Source organism: Halochromatium sp., from assembly GCF_046541315.1.
GTDB lineage: Bacteria > Pseudomonadota > Gammaproteobacteria > Chromatiales > Chromatiaceae > Lamprobacter.
Genome location: NZ_JBKHDN010000002.1, coordinates 1 through 17,097, shown reverse-complemented (window position 1 = coordinate 17,097; position 17,097 = coordinate 1). Strand labels below are relative to the sequence as shown.

The window sequence follows — 17,097 nt, the reverse complement described above, 5'->3', positions numbered from 1 at the left end:
GCTCGAATGGGATAATCGGTGGATTAAGAGAACGATCGATGGCGAATGCGGTGGTGCTACTGAGCGGTGGGTTGGATTCGACGACCGCGCTGGCGATCTGTCGCGAGGCGGGATTCGTGCCGCACGCGCTCTCGTTTCGTTATGGCCAGCGGCACTTGGTGGAATTGGAGGCGGCGGTGCGCGTTGCCAAGGCATTCGACGTCGCCGAGCATCTGATCAGCGAGATCGACCTGCGCCGGTTCGGCGGCTCGGCGCTGACCGCCGGGATCGCGGTGCCGAAGGATCGTGATGCCGAGGCCATGGGCGAGGGCATCCCGATCACCTATGTGCCGGCGCGCAACACCGTGTTCCTGTCCTTCGCGCTGGCCTGGGCCGAGGTGCTCGCGGCCAACGACATCTTCATCGGCGTCAACGCGCTGGATTATTCGGGCTATCCGGATTGCCGCCCCGAGTACATCGCCGCCTTCGAGCGCATGGCCAATCTGGCCACGGCGGCGGGCGTCGAGGGCCGCCAGCATCTGCGTATCCATGCGCCCTTGATGACCATGACCAAGGCCGAGATCATCCGCCGCGGCAGCGCGCTCGGGGTCGATTATGGGCTCACCAGCAGTTGTTACGATCCCGCTGCCGATGGCCGTCCGTGCGGCCATTGCGACGCCTGCCTGCTGCGCGCCAAGGGCTTCGCCGAGGCCGGGCTCGTCGATCCACTGCGGCAACGGTTCGCGGAGCCGAGCTGATGGCCGAACGCCTCTATCATCAAGCGGCCGCCTCGTTCGAGGCCGCGCGCCGCATCCCCGTGCTGGCGCCGGGGCATCGCGCGCGCCGCCTGCATGGGCATGGCTTCAAGGCGCGCGTCCTGGCCGAGCTGGCGCCGGCGTGGGGCGGTTTCGACGGCGCCGAGACCGAGGCCTTAGCGGCGGCCTTGGCCGCCAGCGTCGCGGCTCTGGATTACAGCGATCTCAATGAACGGCTGGCGGTGCCGAGCGATGCGCATCTGGCGGCCTGGGTACAGGCGCAACTGGAGCAGGCGCAAGCGGTGCCAGGCATTGCCCAGGTCGGCATCCAGAGTACCGGCGAGCAGGGCGTCGAGCTGTCCCTTGGCGCCGATGCGGCAGGTGCCAGGTGCCGACGCGCTCATGTCTGGCGGCGGTTTCGGTTTGAGGCCGCGCATCGGTTGGTCAATGTGCCGCCCGAGCATCAATGCGGGCGGATGCACGGTCATGGGTTCGAGGTCATTCTGCATGCCGAGCAGGCCTGGGCGCCGCAGGCGGATGGCCTCAACAGCGCCGCCGCGCCCAGCGGCATCGATCTCGACGGTGACCAGCTCGGCGCACTCTGGGCGCCGCTGCATGGCGAACTCGACCATGCCTGCCTGAACGACCTGCCGGGGTTGGAAAACCCGACCAGCGAGCTGCTCGCGGCCTGGATCTGGCAGCGTCTCAAGCCGAGACTGCCGGCGCTGTCCGTGGTCAGCGTGTACGAGACCGCCACCGCCGGCTGTCAGTACGATGGCCAGAGCTATCGCATCTGGAAGGAGCTGCGCTTCGAGGGCGCGTTGCGCCTGACCCAGGCACCGGCCGGCGATCCGCGCCGGCGGCTGCATGGGCATAGCTATCTGCTGCGCCTGCATCTGACCGCGCCCTTGGACGCGGTGCTCGGTTGGACCATCGATTACGGCGATGTGAAGGCGCTGTTCGAGCCGGTCTACGCGCGCCTCGATCATCATCCGCTGAACGCACTGTCGGGGCTGTCCGATCCCAGCGCCGCGCGGCTGGCCGGCTGGATCCGGGAGTTCATCGCCGATGTGTTGCCGCAAGCCGATCGGCTTGAACTCAGCGAGCGGCCCGGGTGCGGCGTGTTGCTGGGCTGGGGCGATCGTTGCGGAGCGGGCGGGGCGAACGGCGGATCGGCGTCTGCGCCACGAGCGGCGACCCTGTTGCCGCTCGGATAAGCCCATGCGGTCCGTCTACCAGGTCAAGGAAATCTTCTATACGTTGCAGGGCGAGGGCGCTCGTAGCGGCCGCGCGGCGGTGTTCTGTCGCTTTACCGGCTGCAACCTCTGGTCGGGCCTGGAGCGCGATCGCGCAACCGCACGCTGCGATTTCTGCGACACCGACTTCCGCGGCACCGATGGCCCCGGTGGTGGTCGCTTCGCGAGCGCCGAGGCGCTCGCCGAGCGGATCCTGCGGCAATGGCCAGCGCGCGAACAGGCGCGCGCGCGCGCTGGCTATGTGGTCTGTACCGGTGGCGAACCCCTGTTGCAGCTGGACGCGGCGCTGATCGAGGCCTTGCATGCGCGCGGCTTCGAGGTCGCGGTCGAGACCAATGGCACGCAACCGGCACCGCCCGGGATCGACTGGCTCTGCGTCAGCCCGAAGGCGAACGCGCCCTTGAGGCTCAGGGCCGGGGATGAACTCAAGCTGATCTTCCCGCAGTCTGCGGCGCCACCGGAGCGTTTCGCCCAGCTCGACTTCGCCGAGTTCTTCTTACAGCCGAGGGATGGGCCAGGGCTGGCCGAGCATACCCGGCAGGCACTTGCCTACTGCCAGGCCCATCCGCAATGGCGACTCGGCCTCCAACTGCATAAGCTGCTCGGGATTCCCTAGCCGCCAGCGGCCGCGCCCAGAAAGACGCGCCCAGAAAGACGCGTCCAGAAAGATGCGCCCAGAAAGACGCGTCCAGAAAGATACGCTGAGACTGCGGCCACAGGAGCCCGGGAGCCTGCGCCGGGCCGAGATTGGGGCCGAGGCTGGGGCCGAGATTGGGGCCGACGCGGCCGGCGGGCGAACCGGCTAACTGTCGCCGTCGCCCGCGCTCGCGCGTGGCCGGCTCGCCGCCAGGCTCGGTGCCGTCGGTTGGGCGGCCTTGGTCAGCGCGGTGCGCAGCTTGTCGCCCGTGCCGGCGGGCACCAGCACGCGATGCGGACCATCCGGCAGCGTCTTGCCGCGCTTCAAGCCGGGATTCAATTGCTTGAGTTCGGCGATGCTGACCCCGCAGGCCTGTGCCGCTTGCGCGAGATCGATCTGTTGCCGCCCCTCGACGATCTCGAGGCGCGGCTGATTGGCGATCGCCGGCATCTCCAGGCCATGCGTCTGATGCTCGCGCACCAGCTCGGCGATCGCGAGCAGCTTGGGCACATAGTGCTCGGTTTCGGTGGGCAGATCGAGCGACCAGAAGTCGGTCGGCTTGCCCGCCGCCCGATTCGCGCGTTGCGCGGCACGCACGCGGGCGGGACCGGCGTTGTAGCCGGCCAGCGCCAGCGCCCAGTCGCCATCGAGTTCGCGGTGCAGTTGGCGCAGATAGGCGATCGCACCTCGGGTCGAGGCCAGGATGTCGTAGCGGCCGTCGTACCACTGGTTCTGCGCGAGGCCCATCTCGACGCCCGTGTAGGGCATGAACTGCCACATCCCGGTTGCCCTCATGGGCGAGATGGCCCGTGGGTTATAGCGGCTCTCGACCTCGGGCAGCAGGGCAAGTTCGGCGGGCAGGCCATGGCGCTCCAGTTCCCCAATGATCAGATGGAGATAGGGACGCGCTCGCCGGCTGAGATCCGTGAGATAATCCGGGTCGCGCTTGAGCGCGCGCAGCGCGTGCTCGACCCGCTCATGAGATGTCACGCCCAGGCGATCCCCATGCCGAACCCGATCCCAGAGATCGTCGCCCGAGCCCGCGAAGCGATGGTGTCGGCTGCGCGTCTCCCGCGCCTGGCCGATGACCCTGACGTCGACGGCGGGTCTGACATAGCCATATTCGCGAGCCGAGACGGAAAAGTGTTGTGGGCTGGTGTCACCTTCACCGGTGGGCGGCGTCGCGCAGCCGCTCAGCAAAAGGATCAGACTAGGGGCGGACCATGTGAGCGGATGGGTGCGACGAGCACTGGACATGAGAGATTGAGTAGCAGCCGGAATGTGAAGAGATCATGCGTTTTGTTGTTGTCTTGACGCGCTTGTCAGCCAAAATATACGGGAAAACCCAAAGCAGCGCCAGTGGCGCATGTCCCGGCACGGGGCAGGAACCGGGGGCGAACGGTCGATGAGGCCCTGCAAACAGCAGGCTGAGCCGCTCGCGGTCCTCGCGAAGTGGTACAAGACGCCGGTCGGCCGTCAGGTGGCCCGCGCCGAGACCGCCTGCGTCGAACGCATGATCGAGAACTCGTTCGGCTATTTCCTGGTCCAGATCGGCTGTGGCGGGCAGTTTGGCGATGCCCTCGAACACAGCCGGATCCGCACGCGAGTGGTCATCGGCGAGCGGCCTCGCCTGTGCCCGGGCGGATCCCTGCTGTGCGCCCAGGCGAGTGCATTGCCGCTCGCGGCGGCCAGTGTCGATGCCGTGCTGCTGCCGCATACGCTCGATTTCGTGGCGCATCCGCGACCCGTCCTGCGGGAAGTCGAGCGGGTATTGATCCCGGAAGGACGCATCCTGGTCATCGGCTTCAATCCGCTCAGCAGCTGGGGGCTCATGCGCGGGGTGTTCCAGCCGGCGCGCGTGCCCTGGTGCGGCCATCAACTGACGGCGTCCCGGCTCGGCGACTGGCTCGATCTGCTCGGATTTCAGCTCGAGACGCGCGAATGGCTGCTGTTTCGCCCCCCCTTGCGCTCGGCCTATAGCAGCCGTCTCGACTGGCTGGAGCAAACTGGCGCGCGCTGGTGGCCGCTGTGCGGTGGCGTGTATGTGCTGCGGGCGGTGAAGCGGGTGAGCCTTGCCACGCCCATTCGTCAACGCTGGACGCGGCGCCCGGCCTTGTTGCCCGGCGGTGCCATGAAGCCCACTGCTCGTGAGACCAACCATGTTCGATAGTCACTCGGCGAGGCCGCCCGATCGGCCGCGAAGCCAGCCTCAAGATCCGCCCCAGGCGACCGCCCCGGCGGTCGAGGTGTTTACCGATGGCGCCTGCAAGGGCAATCCCGGACCGGGCGGCTGGGGGGCCTTGCTGCGCTATGGCGCGCATGAGAAGGAGCTGTTCGGCGGTGAAGCGCAGACGACCAATAATCGCATGGAGCTGATGGCGGTGATCCGGGCGCTAGAGGCGCTCAAGCGCCAGAGCGAGGTGATCCTGACCGTCGACTCCCGCTATGTGCGCGATGGCGTCGAACGCTGGATGCAAGGCTGGAAACGCAACGGTTGGATGACCAAACAAAACACCCCGGTCAAGAACCAGGACCTCTGGCAACGCTTGGATCGGGCGCTCGCCGGTCATCGGGTGCGCTGGCGCTGGGTGCGAGGACATAGCGGCCATGCCGAGAACGAGCGTGCCGACCAGCTCGCCAACAAAGGCATTCCCGGGCGCGCCTGAAACCTGATTAGCAACCTGATTAGCAACCTGATCAACGCGGAACCAAGCCATGCGACAACTGGTGCTGGATACCGAAACCACCGGGCTCGATCCGAGCGAGGGTCATCGGATCATCGAGATCGGCTGTGTCGAAATGGTCGAGCGGCGGCTCACCAAGGCCAATTTTCACCGCTATCTGCAACCGGATCGGGAGATCGATGCCGGCGCGGTCGCGGTGCATGGGATCTCGAACGCCTTCCTGGCGGATCAGCCACGCTTTGCCGACATCGCCGAGGCGCTCATCGACTATCTGCGCGGCGCCGAGCTGGTGATCCATAACGCGGCCTTCGATCTAGGCTTCCTCAATCACGAGTTGCGGCAATGGCGCGCGGATGCGCCGCGCATCGAGGATCTTTGCAGCGTGGTCGATACCTTGGCCCTGGCGCGTCAACGCCACCCGGGGCAGCGCAACAGCCTCGATGCCCTCTGTCGCCGCTATGAGATCGACAACGCGCACCGCGAGCTGCACGGGGCGCTGCTCGATGCCGAGATCCTCGCCGATGTCTATCTGGCGATGACCGGCGGGCAGGTGGCGCTGGCGCTCGGCAGCGAAGCGAGTGGCGCCCGGCAGGGGCCGCGCGCCGGCGCCGAGGCGAGCCGGCGACGGCTCAGGGCGGACCGGCCAGCGCTGCGGGTCGTGCGCGCGAGCGAGTCGGAGCTGATGGCGCATCGCGAGCGTCTGCGGGCGATCGGCGCCGCGAGCGCGGACGGCTGTGTCTGGCGCTCGCGCTGCGAGGATGAGGAGGCGCCGGCGGCGTCGGCGATTGTCTGAGCGTCGAGAACCTTGTGGCGAGCCGCGACGGCGATCAATTCGAGCGTTGCTGATGCGTGCTGGAGGGCGTGGAGCCCGCCATCATCTCGAGTGCCGGGAGGTTCAGCACCTCGACATGTTTGCGGTCGACGCGTAGCAGCCCATCCTCCTGGAAACGGGTGAAGAGGCGGCTCACGGTCTCGACCGCCAAGCCGAGATAGCTGCCGATCTCATGGCGCGACATGCTCAGGTAGAAGTCGGTTGGCGAGAGACCGCGCTTGCTCAAGCGGCTGGACATGCTGGCGAGGAAGGCTGCCAGTCGTTCCTCGGCGTTCTTCTTGCCAAGCAGCAGCAGCATGTCGGCATCCTGTCCGATCTCCTTGCTCAGCAGTCGATACATCTGGTGCTGCAGCGATGGGATCGAGGCCGCCAGTTCCTCGAAGCGCTGGAATGGAACCTCGCAGATCGCCGATGTCTCGAGCACCTTGGCCGAACAGGCATGACAGGACTTGTCGATGGCGTCGAGGCCGATGATCTCGCCGGGGAGGTGGAAGCCCAGCACCTGCTCGCCACCTTCCTCGCTCGGCGCGTAGGTCTTGACGGAGCCGGTCTTGACCACGTAGAGCGAGCGGAACCGTTCACCGCCACGGAACAGGTGGTCACCGCGATGGAGGGGCCGGGAGCGCTTGATGATCGAGTCGAGTCGCTCGACATCTTCCGGCGCTAGGCCCATCGGTAGACAGAGCTGCGAGAGGGAGCAGTTCTTGCAGGCGACTCGGATCGTGTCGAACGAGATTACTTTTCGCTGAGTCAAGGCAAGGTTCCAGTAGGTGGTTTGGTCGTATTCTGCAACTCAAGTTGACATGCATCAAGCGTCAATATGATTTACATACACGCGTCCTGCGCGATGAAATACTGGGGCCGATGATCGGGGGGCTCGAGCGCGCGCCAGCGATGGCCGCCATCCGCCTGTCTAAGCTCGATGGGGCTCGACGGGGCTCGATGTGCGGTCAGGCGACGTCAGGAAGGGAAGATCGACCCACTTGGGATCTTGGTGCGGCGCTCGTTCCAAACACAAAAAGCCGCGCCGAGGCGCGGCTTGGGGCGGCGATTAGGGATCGCGCCTTACTTGGCTTCTTCGGCAGCCGGCGCGGCTGGAGCCATCGGAGCGCCATAGGGCATGCCGTAAGGCGCGCCATAACCGCCGTAGGGGGCGCCATAGCCGTAGCCGGGATAGCCATACGGATGATCATAGCCGTAACCACGGCCATAGCCATAGCCACGCCCGCGACCGTAGCCGCGCCCGCCGCCGCTCATGCTCATGTTGAAGTCGCCGTAGCCGTCACCGAACATGTCGCTGAACAGATCGCCCACGCCGTCGCCCCAGCCGTAGCCAGGACCGCCGTAACCGGGACCGCCGTAGCCAGGACCCCACCACGCCTGTGCTGCGCCCATCGAGAAGGCCGCGCTGGTGGCGATGGCGGCGATACCCATAACCTTTGCAAACTTGTTCATTTGGTGATGCTCCGAAGGGTGGTGAGTCGGTCCCTCTCGGATTCAGTCGGAGGTTCGCGTTCGACCCCGTCTCGATCCGAGCTGGAAGTCCGCAGAGATAACGAACACGGCGGAGTATACGTGCCGGCCCGAGGCTTGTGAAGGGTGCGCTGGCTGACAACGCGAATTGTGAGGTCGGGGCCGTTTTGCTACCTTGAGAGGGGTATCCTATCCAGACCCAAGTCGTCTGCCTGTACAGGTCATGCCCAAGTATATTTTCGTTACCGGCGGCGTCGTCTCGTCGCTCGGCAAAGGTATTGCGTCCGCGTCCCTCGCCGCGCTGCTCGAAGCGCGCGGTCTCAAGGTGACCATGATCAAACTCGACCCCTACATCAATGTCGATCCGGGCACCATGAGCCCGTTCCAGCATGGTGAGGTCTATGTGACCGACGATGGCGCCGAGACCGATCTCGATCTCGGTCACTACGAACGCTTCCTGCGCACCCGCATGGGGCGCAACAACAATTTCACCACCGGTCAGATCTACGAGTCGGTGATCCGCAAGGAGCGGCGCGGTGACTACCTCGGGCGCACCGTGCAGGTGATCCCGCACATCACCGACGAGATCAAGGACGCGATCCGGCTCGGCGCCGGGGATGCCGACATCGCCATCGTCGAGATCGGCGGCACCGTCGGCGATATCGAGTCGCTGCCGTTCCTCGAAGCGATCCGTCAGATGCGCGTCGAGGTCGGCGTCGACAACGCGCTGTTCATGCATTTGACGCTGGTGCCCTATATCCCCGCCGCCGGCGAGATCAAGACCAAGCCGACCCAGCATTCGGTCAAGGAGTTGCGCTCGATCGGTATCCAACCCGACATCCTGCTGTGCCGCGCCGAGCGCGACCTGCCGGACGAGGAGCGGCGCAAGATCGCGCTCTTCACCAATGTCCCGGAGCGGGCGGTGATCTCGGCCATCGACGCCGATCACATCTACCGCATCCCGATGCTCCTGCACGCGCAGGAACTGGATGCGTTGGTGACCCATCAGTTTCGTCTCGAGGTGCCCGAGGCCGATCTCTCCGAATGGCAATGGGTGTTGGACGGACTCGAGCATCCGCGCGCGGCGGTCACCATCGGCATGGTCGGTAAGTACACCGGGCTGACCGAGGCCTACAAATCGCTCTCCGAGGCGCTGATCCATGCCGGCGTGCAGACCCGAACCCGGATCAGGATCCGCTACCTCGACGCCGAGGAGATCGAGACCCAAGGCCTCGGCAGTCTCGATGGACTGGACGCGGTACTGGTGCCCGGCGGCTTCGGCGAGCGGGGCATCGAGGGCAAGATCGCCGCGGTTGGGCATGCGCGCAAGCAACGCATTCCCTACTTGGGCATCTGTCTCGGCATGCAGGTCGCCGTGATCGAATATGCGCGCAACGTCGCCCGGCTCGAGGGCGCGTACAGCACCGAGTTCCTCGCCGACACGCCGCATCCGGTGATTGCCCTGATCACCGAATGGCAGACCGAGCAGGGCAAGCGCGAGACACGCGGCGTCGATTCCGACAAGGGCGGCACCATGCGCCTCGGCGGACAACTCTGCCGCTTGGAGCCGGGCAGTCTGGCGCGTGCCACCTATGGCACGCCGCAGGTGCGCGAGCGCCATCGGCATCGTTACGAGTTCAACAACCGCTACTGCGATGCGATGAAGGATGCCGGCATGCGCTTCTCGGGCTGGTCGCTGGATTCGCGCCTGGTCGAGATCGTCGAGATCCCGGATCATCCCTGGTTCGTCGGCTGCCAGTTCCATCCCGAGTTCACCTCGACGCCGCGCGACGGGCACCCGCTGTTCCGTGGCTTCATCGAGGCGGCCCTGGCCTATCGACAGCGCCAGGGGCGCGCGGTGACCGATCTGGATGAGGCCCCAGAGACGGCTCTGGAGCCGGCGGTTCTAAACGCGGGTCGCGCCGACACGCCGCAGGAGCTGGTCTGATGCAGCTCTGTGGCGTCGAGGTCGGTCTCGAGCATCCGCTGTTCCTGATCGCGGGGCCCTGCGTGATCGAGAGCGAGGCGTTGGCGCAGGAGACCGCCGGCCAGCTCAAGGAGCTGACCGCTCGGCTCGGCATTCCGTTCATCTATAAATCCTCGTTCGACAAGGCCAACCGTTCCTCGGTCGATGGCTTCCGCGGCCTCGGCGTCGAGGCCGGCCTGAGGATCCTGGAGGGGGTGCGCAAGGGTATCGGCGTGCCGGTGCTGACCGATGTGCACGAAGACACGCCGCTGGGGGAGGTGGCGGCGGTGGTCGATGTGCTGCAGACGCCGGCGTTCCTCTGTCGGCAGACCAACTTCATCCGCGCGGTGGCCGCGCAAGGGCTGCCGGTCAATCTCAAGAAGGGTCAGTTCCTGGCGCCCTGGGACATGCTGCGGGTGGTCGAAAAGGCGCGTGCGACTGGCAATCAGCAGCTGATGGTCTGTGAGCGCGGGGTCAGCTTCGGCTACAACAACCTGGTCTCGGATATGCGCGCCTTGGCGGTCATGCGCGAGACCGGCTGCCCGGTGGTCTTCGATGCGACCCACTCGGTGCAGTTGCCGGGCGGTCAGGGCCACAGTTCCGGCGGCCAGCGCGACTATGTGCCGGTGCTCGCCCGCGCGGCGGTTGCCGCTGGCGTCGCCGGTGTCTTCATGGAGACGCATCCCAATCCGGCCCAGGCGAAGAGCGATGGCCCCAATGTCTGGCCACTGCCCCTGATGGCCGAGCTGCTCGAGACCTTGATCGGGCTGGACCGCTTGGTCAAGGCCCAAGGGTTGTCGGAGCAGCGACTCTAGCCCACATCATTGTTTATCCCGCCAAGAGGTTTGAGCCATGTCTGAGATCGTTGATATTCGCGCCCGTGAGATTCTCGATTCACGCGGCAACCCGACCGTCGAGGTCGATGTCATCACCGCCGCAGGCGCGCTGGGGCGCGCCGCGGTGCCCTCGGGGGCCTCGACCGGTTCGCGTGAGGCGCTGGAACTGCGCGATGGCGACAAGTCGCGTTATCTCGGCAAGGGCGTGCTGAACGCCTGCGCCCATGTCAACGGCGAGCTGCGTGACGCGGTCGTGGGCCTGGAAGTGACCGAGCAGGAGACGCTCGATCGCCACATGATCGAACTCGACGGCACCGACAACAAGGCCCGTCTCGGCGCCAATGCCATCCTCGGTGTCTCCATGGCCGCAGCCCACGCCGCCGCGCAGGAGAAGGCGGTGCCGCTCTATCAATCGCTGGGCACGGGCGATTATCGCCTGCCGGTGCCGATGATGAACATCATCAACGGCGGCGAGCATGCCGATAACAGCGTCGATTTCCAGGAATTCATGATCCTGCCGGTCGGCGCGCCGAGCCTGCGCGAGGCGGTGCGCTGGGGCGCCGAGGTGTTCCACGCGCTCAAGGCCGTGCTCAAGGGGCGTGGACTGGCGACCGCCGTCGGCGACGAGGGCGGCTTCGCGCCGGATCTGCCCTCCAACGAGGCCGCGATCGAGGCGATTCTGGAGGCGATCGAGAAGGCGGGCTACAAGGCCGGCCAGGACATCTATCTCGGCATGGATGTCGCCGCCTCCGAGTTCTACGAAGCGGGGCAGTACCATCTCAAGGGCGAGGGACGCACGCTCGACGCCGCCGGCATGACCGATCTGCTGCTCGACTGGGTCGCTCGCTATCCGATCCTCAGCATCGAGGATGGCCTCGCCGAGGGCGACTGGGACGGCTGGAAGGACCACACCGAGCGCCTTGGCGATCAGGTGCAACTGGTCGGCGACGATCTCTTCGTCACCAACACCCAGATCCTGCAGGAAGGCATCGACAAGGGCGTCGCCAACTCGATCCTGATCAAGGTCAATCAGATCGGCTCCTTGACCGAGACCCTGGAAGCGATCCGGATGGCCCAGCAGGCCGGCTATACGGCGGTGGTCTCGCATCGCTCGGGCGAGACCGAGGATACCACCATCGCCGACCTGGTCGTCGCCGCCGCGACCGGTCAGATCAAGACCGGCTCGCTCTCGCGCACCGACCGGGTGGCCAAGTACAACCAGCTCATGCGGATCGAGGATCAGCTCGCCGGTGCCGCCATCTATGCCGGTCGCGATGCCTTCAAGCAGGCGCTCTAAGCGCTCGCGGCCATCGCCCATCGGCGAGGTTCCGATCCCATGCGCTGGCTGGTTCTGACCCTGGTCGTGCTGCTCGCCTTCCTGCAGGTTCGCCTGTGGGTCGGCGACGGCAGCCTGGCCGAGCTGCATGCGCTGCGTGCGCGGATCGCCGAGACCGAGGCCGAGCTGGCGCGGTTGCAGATCCGGAACAACGCGCTCGCGGCCGAGGTCGAGGATCTGAAGACCGGCTTCGACGCCATCGAGGAGCGCGCGCGCAGCGAGCTGGGCATGATCCAGGCCGGCGAGGTCTTCTTGCAGGTGGTCGAACAACCGTTGCCCCGGGAGGCGCGATGACCAGGAAGCCCCGCTATTGGGCGGTGATTCCGGCAGCGGGCGCGGGACGCCGCTTCGGCGGGCCGGTGCCCAAACAGTATCTGACGGTGGCGGGGCGTCAGGTCATCGATCACAGCATTGCCGCCTTCATCCAGCATCCGCGGATCGCCGGCTGCGTACTCGCGCTGAGCCCCGAGGATGACTGGTGGCACGAGACCGCTTATGCCGACCATCCGGCGCTGCAACGCGTGGCCGGTGGCGCCGAGCGCTCCGACTCGGTCGCCAATGCGCTCGCGCACCTGGCCGCGCGTGCGGAGGCCCAGGATTGGGTGTTGGTGCATGATGCCGCCAGGCCCTGTTTGACACGAGCCGACTTGGAGCGGTTGCTCGACGCCCTGGGCGAGGAGTCGGTGGGCGCGCTGCTCGCGGTGCCGGTGCATGATACGGTGAAGCGCGCCGAGGCGGTCTCCGGTCGGCGTGTCGAATGCACGCTGCCGCGCCAGCAGCTCTGGCGCGCCTATACGCCGCAGGCCTTTCGTCTGGGTCAGTTGCGCCAGGCGCTGCTGCACTGTCAGACCGCCGGCCTCGCGATCACCGACGAGGCAAGCGCGATCGAGCAGCTTGGGCTGCGGCCGCAGCTGATCGAGGGTCGCGCCGACAACATCAAGATCACTCGCCCCGAGGACCTGCCTTTGGCGGAGTTCTTTCTGGAGCAACAACGGGAGCAACAGCTGCGATGAGGCAGACTCACCCGCATCAGGAAGCCGCGATCGGGGTCGGCCTGCCGTCCCAGGAGGTCGCACGATGCTGATCGGCCAAGGCATCGATGTGCATCGTTTCGCGCCCGACCGGCGGTTGGTGCTGGCGGGCGTCGAGATCCCGCATGCGCTGGGACTCGAGGCCCATTCGGATGGCGACGTGGTGTTGCACGCCCTCTGCGACGCGCTCCTGGGCGCGGCCGGTCTCGGCGATATCGGCCATCATTTCCCGGATTCCGATGCCGCCTTCAAGGACATCGACAGCCGCGTGCTGCTGCGGCGGGTGATGGGCTCGCTCGGCGAACGCGATCTGCGGGTGCATAACGCGGATCTCACCATCGTCGCTCAGGCGCCGAAGCTCGCGCCCCATCTCGCGGCGATGCGCGCGTGCGTCGCCGCCGATCTCGGCTGCCCTCCGGCGCGCGTCAACCTCAAGGCCACCACCAGCGAGCGTCTGGGCTTCACCGGCCGCGGCGAGGGCATCGCCGCCTTCGCCGTCGTGCTGCTCGACGCGGCCGGCGGCTCGACCTCGCCGTGAGCGATCCGCCCCTCTCGGCGAGTGACAGGACGCGCCACGCGACTCGGCATTGGCGGACGTTCGCACAGCTCCCCACCGCCTTCGGCGGGCCGGTGCTGAATGCCCGGCTGCGGGCGCGGCCGGAAGACTTCATCGTCGACGAGCAGCTCGCCTTCGGCCCGGATGGCGACGGCGAGCATGTCTTGCTGCGCGTCCGCAAGACCTCGGCCAACACCGAATGGGTCGCCCGACGGTTGGCCGCGCTTGCCGGCGTCTCGGTCAAGGCGGTCGGTTACGCGGGGCTCAAGGATCGACATGCGGTAACGACGCAGTGGTTCTCGGTGCATCTCGGCAAGCTCCCGGAGCCGCGTTGGCGGTTGCTCGCCGAAGAGGGCATCGAGGTGCTGGAGCAGCATCGCCATCGACGTAAGCTCAAGCGCGGCTCATTGTCCGGGAACCGGTTTCAGATCCGGCTGCGCGAGGTCGCCGGCGATCGCGACGCCGCTGCGGCCCGGATCGCCACCCTGACGGCCCGTGGGGCGCCCAATTACTTTGGTCCGCAACGCTTTGGACGCGGCGAGGGCAACCTGTTTCGGGCCCAAGCCCTGTTCGCCGGCGCCGCGCCGCGCGCCAGCCGCCAGCAGCAGGGGCTCTGGCTCTCGGCGGTCCGCTCGCAGCTGTTCAACGAGGTGCTCGCGCGGCGCATCGAGCGCGATGATTGGGCCACCGCCTTGGTCGGCGATCGCTTGCAACTGCGGGGCAGTCAGTCGCATTTCCTGGTCGAAACCGTGGACGAGCGCATCCTGGAACGCATGCGCTCGGGCGATGTGACGCCGACCGGGCCGCTGTTCGGCGAGGGCGAGCCGCTCACCGAGGCCGCCGTGCGGGCGCTCGAGGAGCAGGTTGCGGCCGACTCTCCCGACTGGGTGGCCGGCTTGGCTGCGGCCGGACTCAAGCAGGAACGGCGCGCGCTGCGTCTTGATATCGAAGGGCTTGAGCTTGAGCCGGTCGCGGAGACCGAACTCGACTTGCGCTTCCAGCTGCCTGCCGGCAGCTATGCCACCACCCTGATCCGCGAACTCTGCCAGACATCTGTGGTTTAGGCGCTTGATGGAACAGCTCGTCGCGAATGGCGCCGGATGTTCGTTGGCCTTCATAAGGGCGGGGCGAGCATTGCCCGCAGAGGCTCAGCGAATCGATGCACTGGAATCACGAAGCCACCACAGAACTGCACGAGGAACGTCTTGAGGCGGTGGTCGACGCCGTGCGATCGAGCGGTGCCCGCAGCCTGCTCGATCTTGGCTGCGGCGATGGCGATGTGCTGGTGCGGCTCGCGCGCGAGCCCGGATTCGAGCGCCTGCTGGGGCTGGATCTCAATGCGCGTCGTCTGCAGCGGATGCGGTCGCGGCTCGATGCCGACGTCCATTTTGTCGCTGCCGACGCGCAGCCACGCACTGGGCTTGCCGCATCCTTCGCCCCAGAGCAACGACGAACGCGCGGTCGCGGACAGCGGCGACAGCCTCGGATCGAGCTGCGCCAGGGCTCGCTGACCGAGCCCGATGACAGCCTCGCCGGCTTCGACTGCGCCATCCTGGTCGAGACCATCGAACACATCGATCCGCGCGAGCTGGCCCAAGTCGAGCAGGCGCTCTTCGCGCGGATGCGCCCTCGCACGGTGATCGTCACCACGCCAAATGCCGAGTACAACCCGCTGCTCAAGGTGCCGCCGAACCGCTTTCGCCATCCCGATCATCGCTTCGAATGGGATCGTGCGCGCTTCCAGCGTTGGGCGCGGGGCGTTGCGCAGCGGCACGGTTACAGTCTGCGTCACCGCGATATCGGCGGTGTGCATTCGCTCTATGGCGGCGCCAGTCAGATGGCGCTGTTTCGCCGCGAGGATCCTGAGTGACCTCAGCGATCTCTGTCAAAGCCCATCCCGCCTTGCGGGTCGTTTCGCTCGCCTTCCGCGGCGCATCGCCGGTCCCCATCGCCGGCCCCATGGCCTGGCGCTGCTCCCGGCGAGACTCCTTGAAGGCCAACGACAATCCGGCGCCATTCGCGACGAGCTGTTCCGGCAATCGCCTTAGCGGCCTTCAGCGGCGCGTTTGTGTTGGATGTCGATGATGTTGTCGGCGGCGAAATCGACCGCGTCGCGGAACGGGTAGAGGATGATCGGCGCGCCGGCACGCCAGAGTTGGGCACCGCGCGCCTCGTCGCGCGCGACCACGGCGATCTCGCCAGTGAAGTGGCGCTCCGCCAGCGCCTGCATCAGCATCCGATTCGAGTCGACATCCGGCAGGGTGCTGATGACCCACTGCAGCCCGTCCAGGGGCAGGGTGTCGAGAAAGGCCGGGTCATGGCCATCGCCAAAGCAGACCGGCATCCCGTCTTGCGCGAGATGGCGCACGAGGTCAGGGTCGCAGTCGACGCCGAGCACGCGGAGATCCGCGGCCCTCAAGCGTTTCGCCAGACGCAGTCCGTAGCGGCCAAGGCCGAGCACCAGCACCTGCGGGCGTTGATCCGCCGCGATCTGGGCCTCGGCGGCGATCTCGCGGAAGGGCGTGCGCCGCTCGAAGACCCCGAGCAGCGGCGTCAGCAACCGATACAGCGGCTGCGAGTACAGGATCATGTAGGTCGAGAGGGTAATGGTGACGATGCCGACCAGGGTCGTCACGCCCAGCGCCTCGACGCCGATATGGCCAAGCCCGATGCCCATGGCGATGAAGACGATCGAGAACTCGCTGATCTGTGCCACGGTCAGCCCGGCCAGGAAGCTGGTGCGCTTGCGGTAGCCCATCCCGCCCATGATGGCCATGACGATCAACGGATTGCCGATCAGCACGAAGAGCGACAGCAGCACCGCCGGCCAGATCTCGGCGCCCAGGGTCGAGAAGTCGAGTTCGGCGCCCAGATCGACGAAGAAGAACAGCAACAGGAAATCGCGGATGCCGCTGAGACGGGCGCTGATCGCCTCGCGGTAGACGCTGGAGGCGAGCGAGAAGCCGGCCAGGAAGGCGCCCGCTTCCTTGGAGAAGCCGACCCATTCGCCGAGTGCCGCCAGCCCGGTGCCCCAGGCGATGGCAAAGATCAGCAGCAGTTCCTGCGAGCGCGCCATGCCGCGCAGCAGCGGCGGGATCAGATAGCGCATCAGGACGAACATCAGCAGGGCCGCGCCAAGGATGCGTGCGAGCAGCGAGACGGCGATCTCCCAGGCCGGCGCGTCGGCGCCGGCGCCGAGCGCGCTCATCGCCATCATCGCCACCACCACGGCGATGTCCTGCACGATCAGGAAGCCGATCGCGATGCGCCCATGCAGGGCATCCAGCTCGCCCTTGTCGGAGAGCAGCTTGACGATGATGATGGTGCTCGAGAAGGTCAGCGCGACGGCGATGTAGAACGCCTCGACCAGATCCTTGCCGAGCGCCAGGATGAGCAGGAAGCCGAAGACGATGGTGAAGGCGAGCTGGCCTAAGCCGGTGGCCAGCGCCACCTTGCCGATGTCGCGCACGCGCGTGAGATCGAGCTTCAGCCCGACCACGAACAGCAGCACCGAGACGCCGATCTGCGAGAGCACGCTGATCTGATCGTGCGCCTTCACCAGCTCGAACCCAGCCGGGCCGACCGCGATGCCGATGATGATGTAGGCGATCAGCAGCGGCTGACGCAGCCGCACCGCGAGCGCGCCGGCCGTCGCGGCCAGCACCAGCAGCAGCGCCAGCTCGGTGAATGGATCGAAGGCCGGTAGGCTCACGGGCAGGCTGATGGGCAGACTCATCGGCATGGATTCGCGCATCA

18 protein-coding genes and 1 pseudogene are annotated in these 17,097 nt (G+C 66.7%); 15 read left to right on the top strand and 4 right to left on the bottom strand.

The genetic code is table 11. The annotated features are described in order from the left end of the window. Window positions 1-38 precede the first annotated feature (38 nt). The 4 genes and pseudogenes from queC (at window position 39) to queE (ending at window position 2,606) form a co-directional block, all read left to right on the top strand. Window positions 39-737: a 7-cyano-7-deazaguanine synthase QueC gene (gene queC, locus ACLFQI_RS00455; RefSeq protein ID WP_410756824.1), complete on the top strand. Its 699-nt coding sequence runs from the start codon at window positions 39-41 to the stop codon at window positions 735-737. Further along, window positions 737-1,516 (top strand): annotated as a pseudogene (locus ACLFQI_RS00450) (6-pyruvoyl trahydropterin synthase family protein); the annotation flags it as partial. The gene queC and the pseudogene ACLFQI_RS00450, both read left to right, overlap by 1 nt. A gap of 9 nt (window positions 1,517-1,525) precedes the next feature. Continuing rightward, complete coding sequence (locus tag ACLFQI_RS00445; protein ID WP_410756854.1) at window positions 1,526-1,951, top strand: 6-pyruvoyl trahydropterin synthase family protein; 426 nt, start codon at window positions 1,526-1,528, stop codon at window positions 1,949-1,951. Window positions 1,952-1,955: 4 nt separating this feature from the next. Next, the gene (gene queE / locus ACLFQI_RS00440) at window positions 1,956-2,606 is read left to right on the top strand and encodes a 7-carboxy-7-deazaguanine synthase (protein WP_410756823.1); all 651 of its coding nucleotides are present in this window, start codon (window positions 1,956-1,958) and stop codon (window positions 2,604-2,606) included. A gap of 186 nt (window positions 2,607-2,792) precedes the next feature. Here the strand turns inward: queE and ACLFQI_RS00435 are convergent, their stop codons facing one another. Next, the gene (locus tag ACLFQI_RS00435) at window positions 2,793-3,617 is read right to left on the bottom strand and encodes a transglycosylase SLT domain-containing protein (protein WP_410756822.1); all 825 of its coding nucleotides are present in this window, start codon (window positions 3,615-3,617) and stop codon (window positions 2,793-2,795) included. Window positions 3,618-4,032: 415 nt separating this feature from the next. Here ACLFQI_RS00435 and ACLFQI_RS00430 point away from each other — a divergent pair, with 415 nt between their 5' ends. From ACLFQI_RS00430 to dnaQ, 3 genes are read left to right on the top strand one after another with little or no spacing between them, the layout of a single operon-like run. Then, entirely contained in the window at window positions 4,033-4,797 is a 765-nt protein-coding gene (locus tag ACLFQI_RS00430; protein ID WP_410756821.1) for a class I SAM-dependent methyltransferase, read from the top strand. Beyond that, on the top strand, window positions 4,787-5,293 hold the full coding sequence (rnhA, locus tag ACLFQI_RS00425) for a ribonuclease HI (RefSeq protein WP_410756820.1): 507 nt from the start codon (window positions 4,787-4,789) through the stop codon (window positions 5,291-5,293). The genes ACLFQI_RS00430 and rnhA overlap by 11 nt, the downstream gene beginning before the upstream one ends. A gap of 49 nt (window positions 5,294-5,342) precedes the next feature. Further along, window positions 5,343-6,104, top strand: coding sequence for a DNA polymerase III subunit epsilon (gene dnaQ, locus ACLFQI_RS00420; protein WP_410756819.1), 762 nt, complete (start codon window positions 5,343-5,345; stop codon window positions 6,102-6,104). A gap of 34 nt (window positions 6,105-6,138) precedes the next feature. Here the strand turns inward: dnaQ and fnr are convergent, their stop codons facing one another. Both fnr and ACLFQI_RS00410 read right to left on the bottom strand, forming a co-directional pair. Continuing rightward, entirely contained in the window at window positions 6,139-6,897 is a 759-nt protein-coding gene (gene fnr, locus ACLFQI_RS00415) for a fumarate/nitrate reduction transcriptional regulator Fnr (protein WP_410756818.1), read from the bottom strand. A gap of 311 nt (window positions 6,898-7,208) precedes the next feature. Next, window positions 7,209-7,598 carry a sulfur globule family protein gene (locus ACLFQI_RS00410; protein WP_410756817.1) on the bottom strand — a complete coding sequence of 130 codons (390 nt, stop codon included), beginning with the start codon at window positions 7,596-7,598 and terminating at the stop codon, window positions 7,209-7,211. Between the two features lie 241 nt (window positions 7,599-7,839). Here ACLFQI_RS00410 and ACLFQI_RS00405 point away from each other — a divergent pair, with 241 nt between their 5' ends. The 8 genes from ACLFQI_RS00405 to ACLFQI_RS00370 all read left to right on the top strand — a co-directional run bounded on the left by ACLFQI_RS00405 (window position 7,840) and on the right by ACLFQI_RS00370 (window position 15,211). Beyond that, window positions 7,840-9,564 carry a CTP synthase gene (locus tag ACLFQI_RS00405; protein WP_410756816.1) on the top strand — a complete coding sequence of 575 codons (1,725 nt, stop codon included), beginning with the start codon at window positions 7,840-7,842 and terminating at the stop codon, window positions 9,562-9,564. After that, entirely contained in the window at window positions 9,564-10,397 is an 834-nt protein-coding gene (gene kdsA / locus ACLFQI_RS00400; protein ID WP_410756815.1) for a 3-deoxy-8-phosphooctulonate synthase, read from the top strand. Before ACLFQI_RS00405 ends, kdsA begins: the two co-directional genes overlap by 1 nt. 37 nt (window positions 10,398-10,434) lie before the next feature. Beyond that, window positions 10,435-11,715: a phosphopyruvate hydratase gene (eno, locus tag ACLFQI_RS00395; RefSeq protein ID WP_410756814.1), complete on the top strand. Its 1,281-nt coding sequence runs from the start codon at window positions 10,435-10,437 to the stop codon at window positions 11,713-11,715. Between the two features lie 39 nt (window positions 11,716-11,754). Beyond that, on the top strand, window positions 11,755-12,048 hold the full coding sequence (ftsB, locus tag ACLFQI_RS00390) for a cell division protein FtsB (protein ID WP_410756813.1): 294 nt from the start codon (window positions 11,755-11,757) through the stop codon (window positions 12,046-12,048). After that, window positions 12,045-12,767 carry a 2-C-methyl-D-erythritol 4-phosphate cytidylyltransferase gene (gene ispD / locus ACLFQI_RS00385; RefSeq protein WP_410756812.1) on the top strand — a complete coding sequence of 241 codons (723 nt, stop codon included), beginning with the start codon at window positions 12,045-12,047 and terminating at the stop codon, window positions 12,765-12,767. The genes ftsB and ispD overlap by 4 nt, the downstream gene beginning before the upstream one ends. A 64-nt stretch (window positions 12,768-12,831) precedes the next feature. Then, entirely contained in the window at window positions 12,832-13,323 is a 492-nt protein-coding gene (gene ispF / locus ACLFQI_RS00380; protein ID WP_410756811.1) for a 2-C-methyl-D-erythritol 2,4-cyclodiphosphate synthase, read from the top strand. After that, entirely contained in the window at window positions 13,320-14,405 is a 1,086-nt protein-coding gene (truD, locus tag ACLFQI_RS00375) for a tRNA pseudouridine(13) synthase TruD (protein ID WP_410756810.1), read from the top strand. The genes ispF and truD overlap by 4 nt, the downstream gene beginning before the upstream one ends. A 95-nt stretch (window positions 14,406-14,500) precedes the next feature. Further along, a complete protein-coding gene (locus ACLFQI_RS00370) occupies window positions 14,501-15,211 on the top strand; it encodes a methyltransferase domain-containing protein (protein ID WP_410756809.1) in 711 nt (236 codons plus the stop codon). Between the two features lie 174 nt (window positions 15,212-15,385). Here ACLFQI_RS00370 and ACLFQI_RS00365 read toward each other — a convergent pair. Further along, on the bottom strand, window positions 15,386-17,097 hold a 1,712-nt coding region (locus ACLFQI_RS00365; RefSeq protein ID WP_410756808.1), incomplete at its 5' end, for a cation:proton antiporter.

Bases quoted from the DNA above. Each gene is read 5' to 3' on its own strand.
- queC (WP_410756824.1), top strand. From the start codon at position 39: ATGGCGAATGCGGTGGTGCTACTGAGCGGTGGGTTGGATTCGACGACC.
- queE (WP_410756823.1), top strand. From the start codon at position 1,956: ATGCGGTCCGTCTACCAGGTCAAGGAAATCTTCTATACGTTGCAGGGC.
- ACLFQI_RS00430 (WP_410756821.1), top strand. From the start codon at position 4,033: ATGAGGCCCTGCAAACAGCAGGCTGAGCCGCTCGCGGTCCTCGCGAAG.
- rnhA (WP_410756820.1), top strand. From the start codon at position 4,787: ATGTTCGATAGTCACTCGGCGAGGCCGCCCGATCGGCCGCGAAGCCAG.
- dnaQ (WP_410756819.1), top strand. From the start codon at position 5,343: ATGCGACAACTGGTGCTGGATACCGAAACCACCGGGCTCGATCCGAGC.
- ACLFQI_RS00410 (WP_410756817.1), bottom strand. From the start codon at position 7,598: ATGAACAAGTTTGCAAAGGTTATGGGTATCGCCGCCATCGCCACCAGC.
- ACLFQI_RS00405 (WP_410756816.1), top strand. From the start codon at position 7,840: ATGCCCAAGTATATTTTCGTTACCGGCGGCGTCGTCTCGTCGCTCGGC.
- kdsA (WP_410756815.1), top strand. From the start codon at position 9,564: ATGCAGCTCTGTGGCGTCGAGGTCGGTCTCGAGCATCCGCTGTTCCTG.
- eno (WP_410756814.1), top strand. From the start codon at position 10,435: ATGTCTGAGATCGTTGATATTCGCGCCCGTGAGATTCTCGATTCACGC.
- ftsB (WP_410756813.1), top strand. From the start codon at position 11,755: ATGCGCTGGCTGGTTCTGACCCTGGTCGTGCTGCTCGCCTTCCTGCAG.
- ispD (WP_410756812.1), top strand. From the start codon at position 12,045: ATGACCAGGAAGCCCCGCTATTGGGCGGTGATTCCGGCAGCGGGCGCG.
- ispF (WP_410756811.1), top strand. From the start codon at position 12,832: ATGCTGATCGGCCAAGGCATCGATGTGCATCGTTTCGCGCCCGACCGG.
- ACLFQI_RS00370 (WP_410756809.1), top strand. From the start codon at position 14,501: ATGCACTGGAATCACGAAGCCACCACAGAACTGCACGAGGAACGTCTT.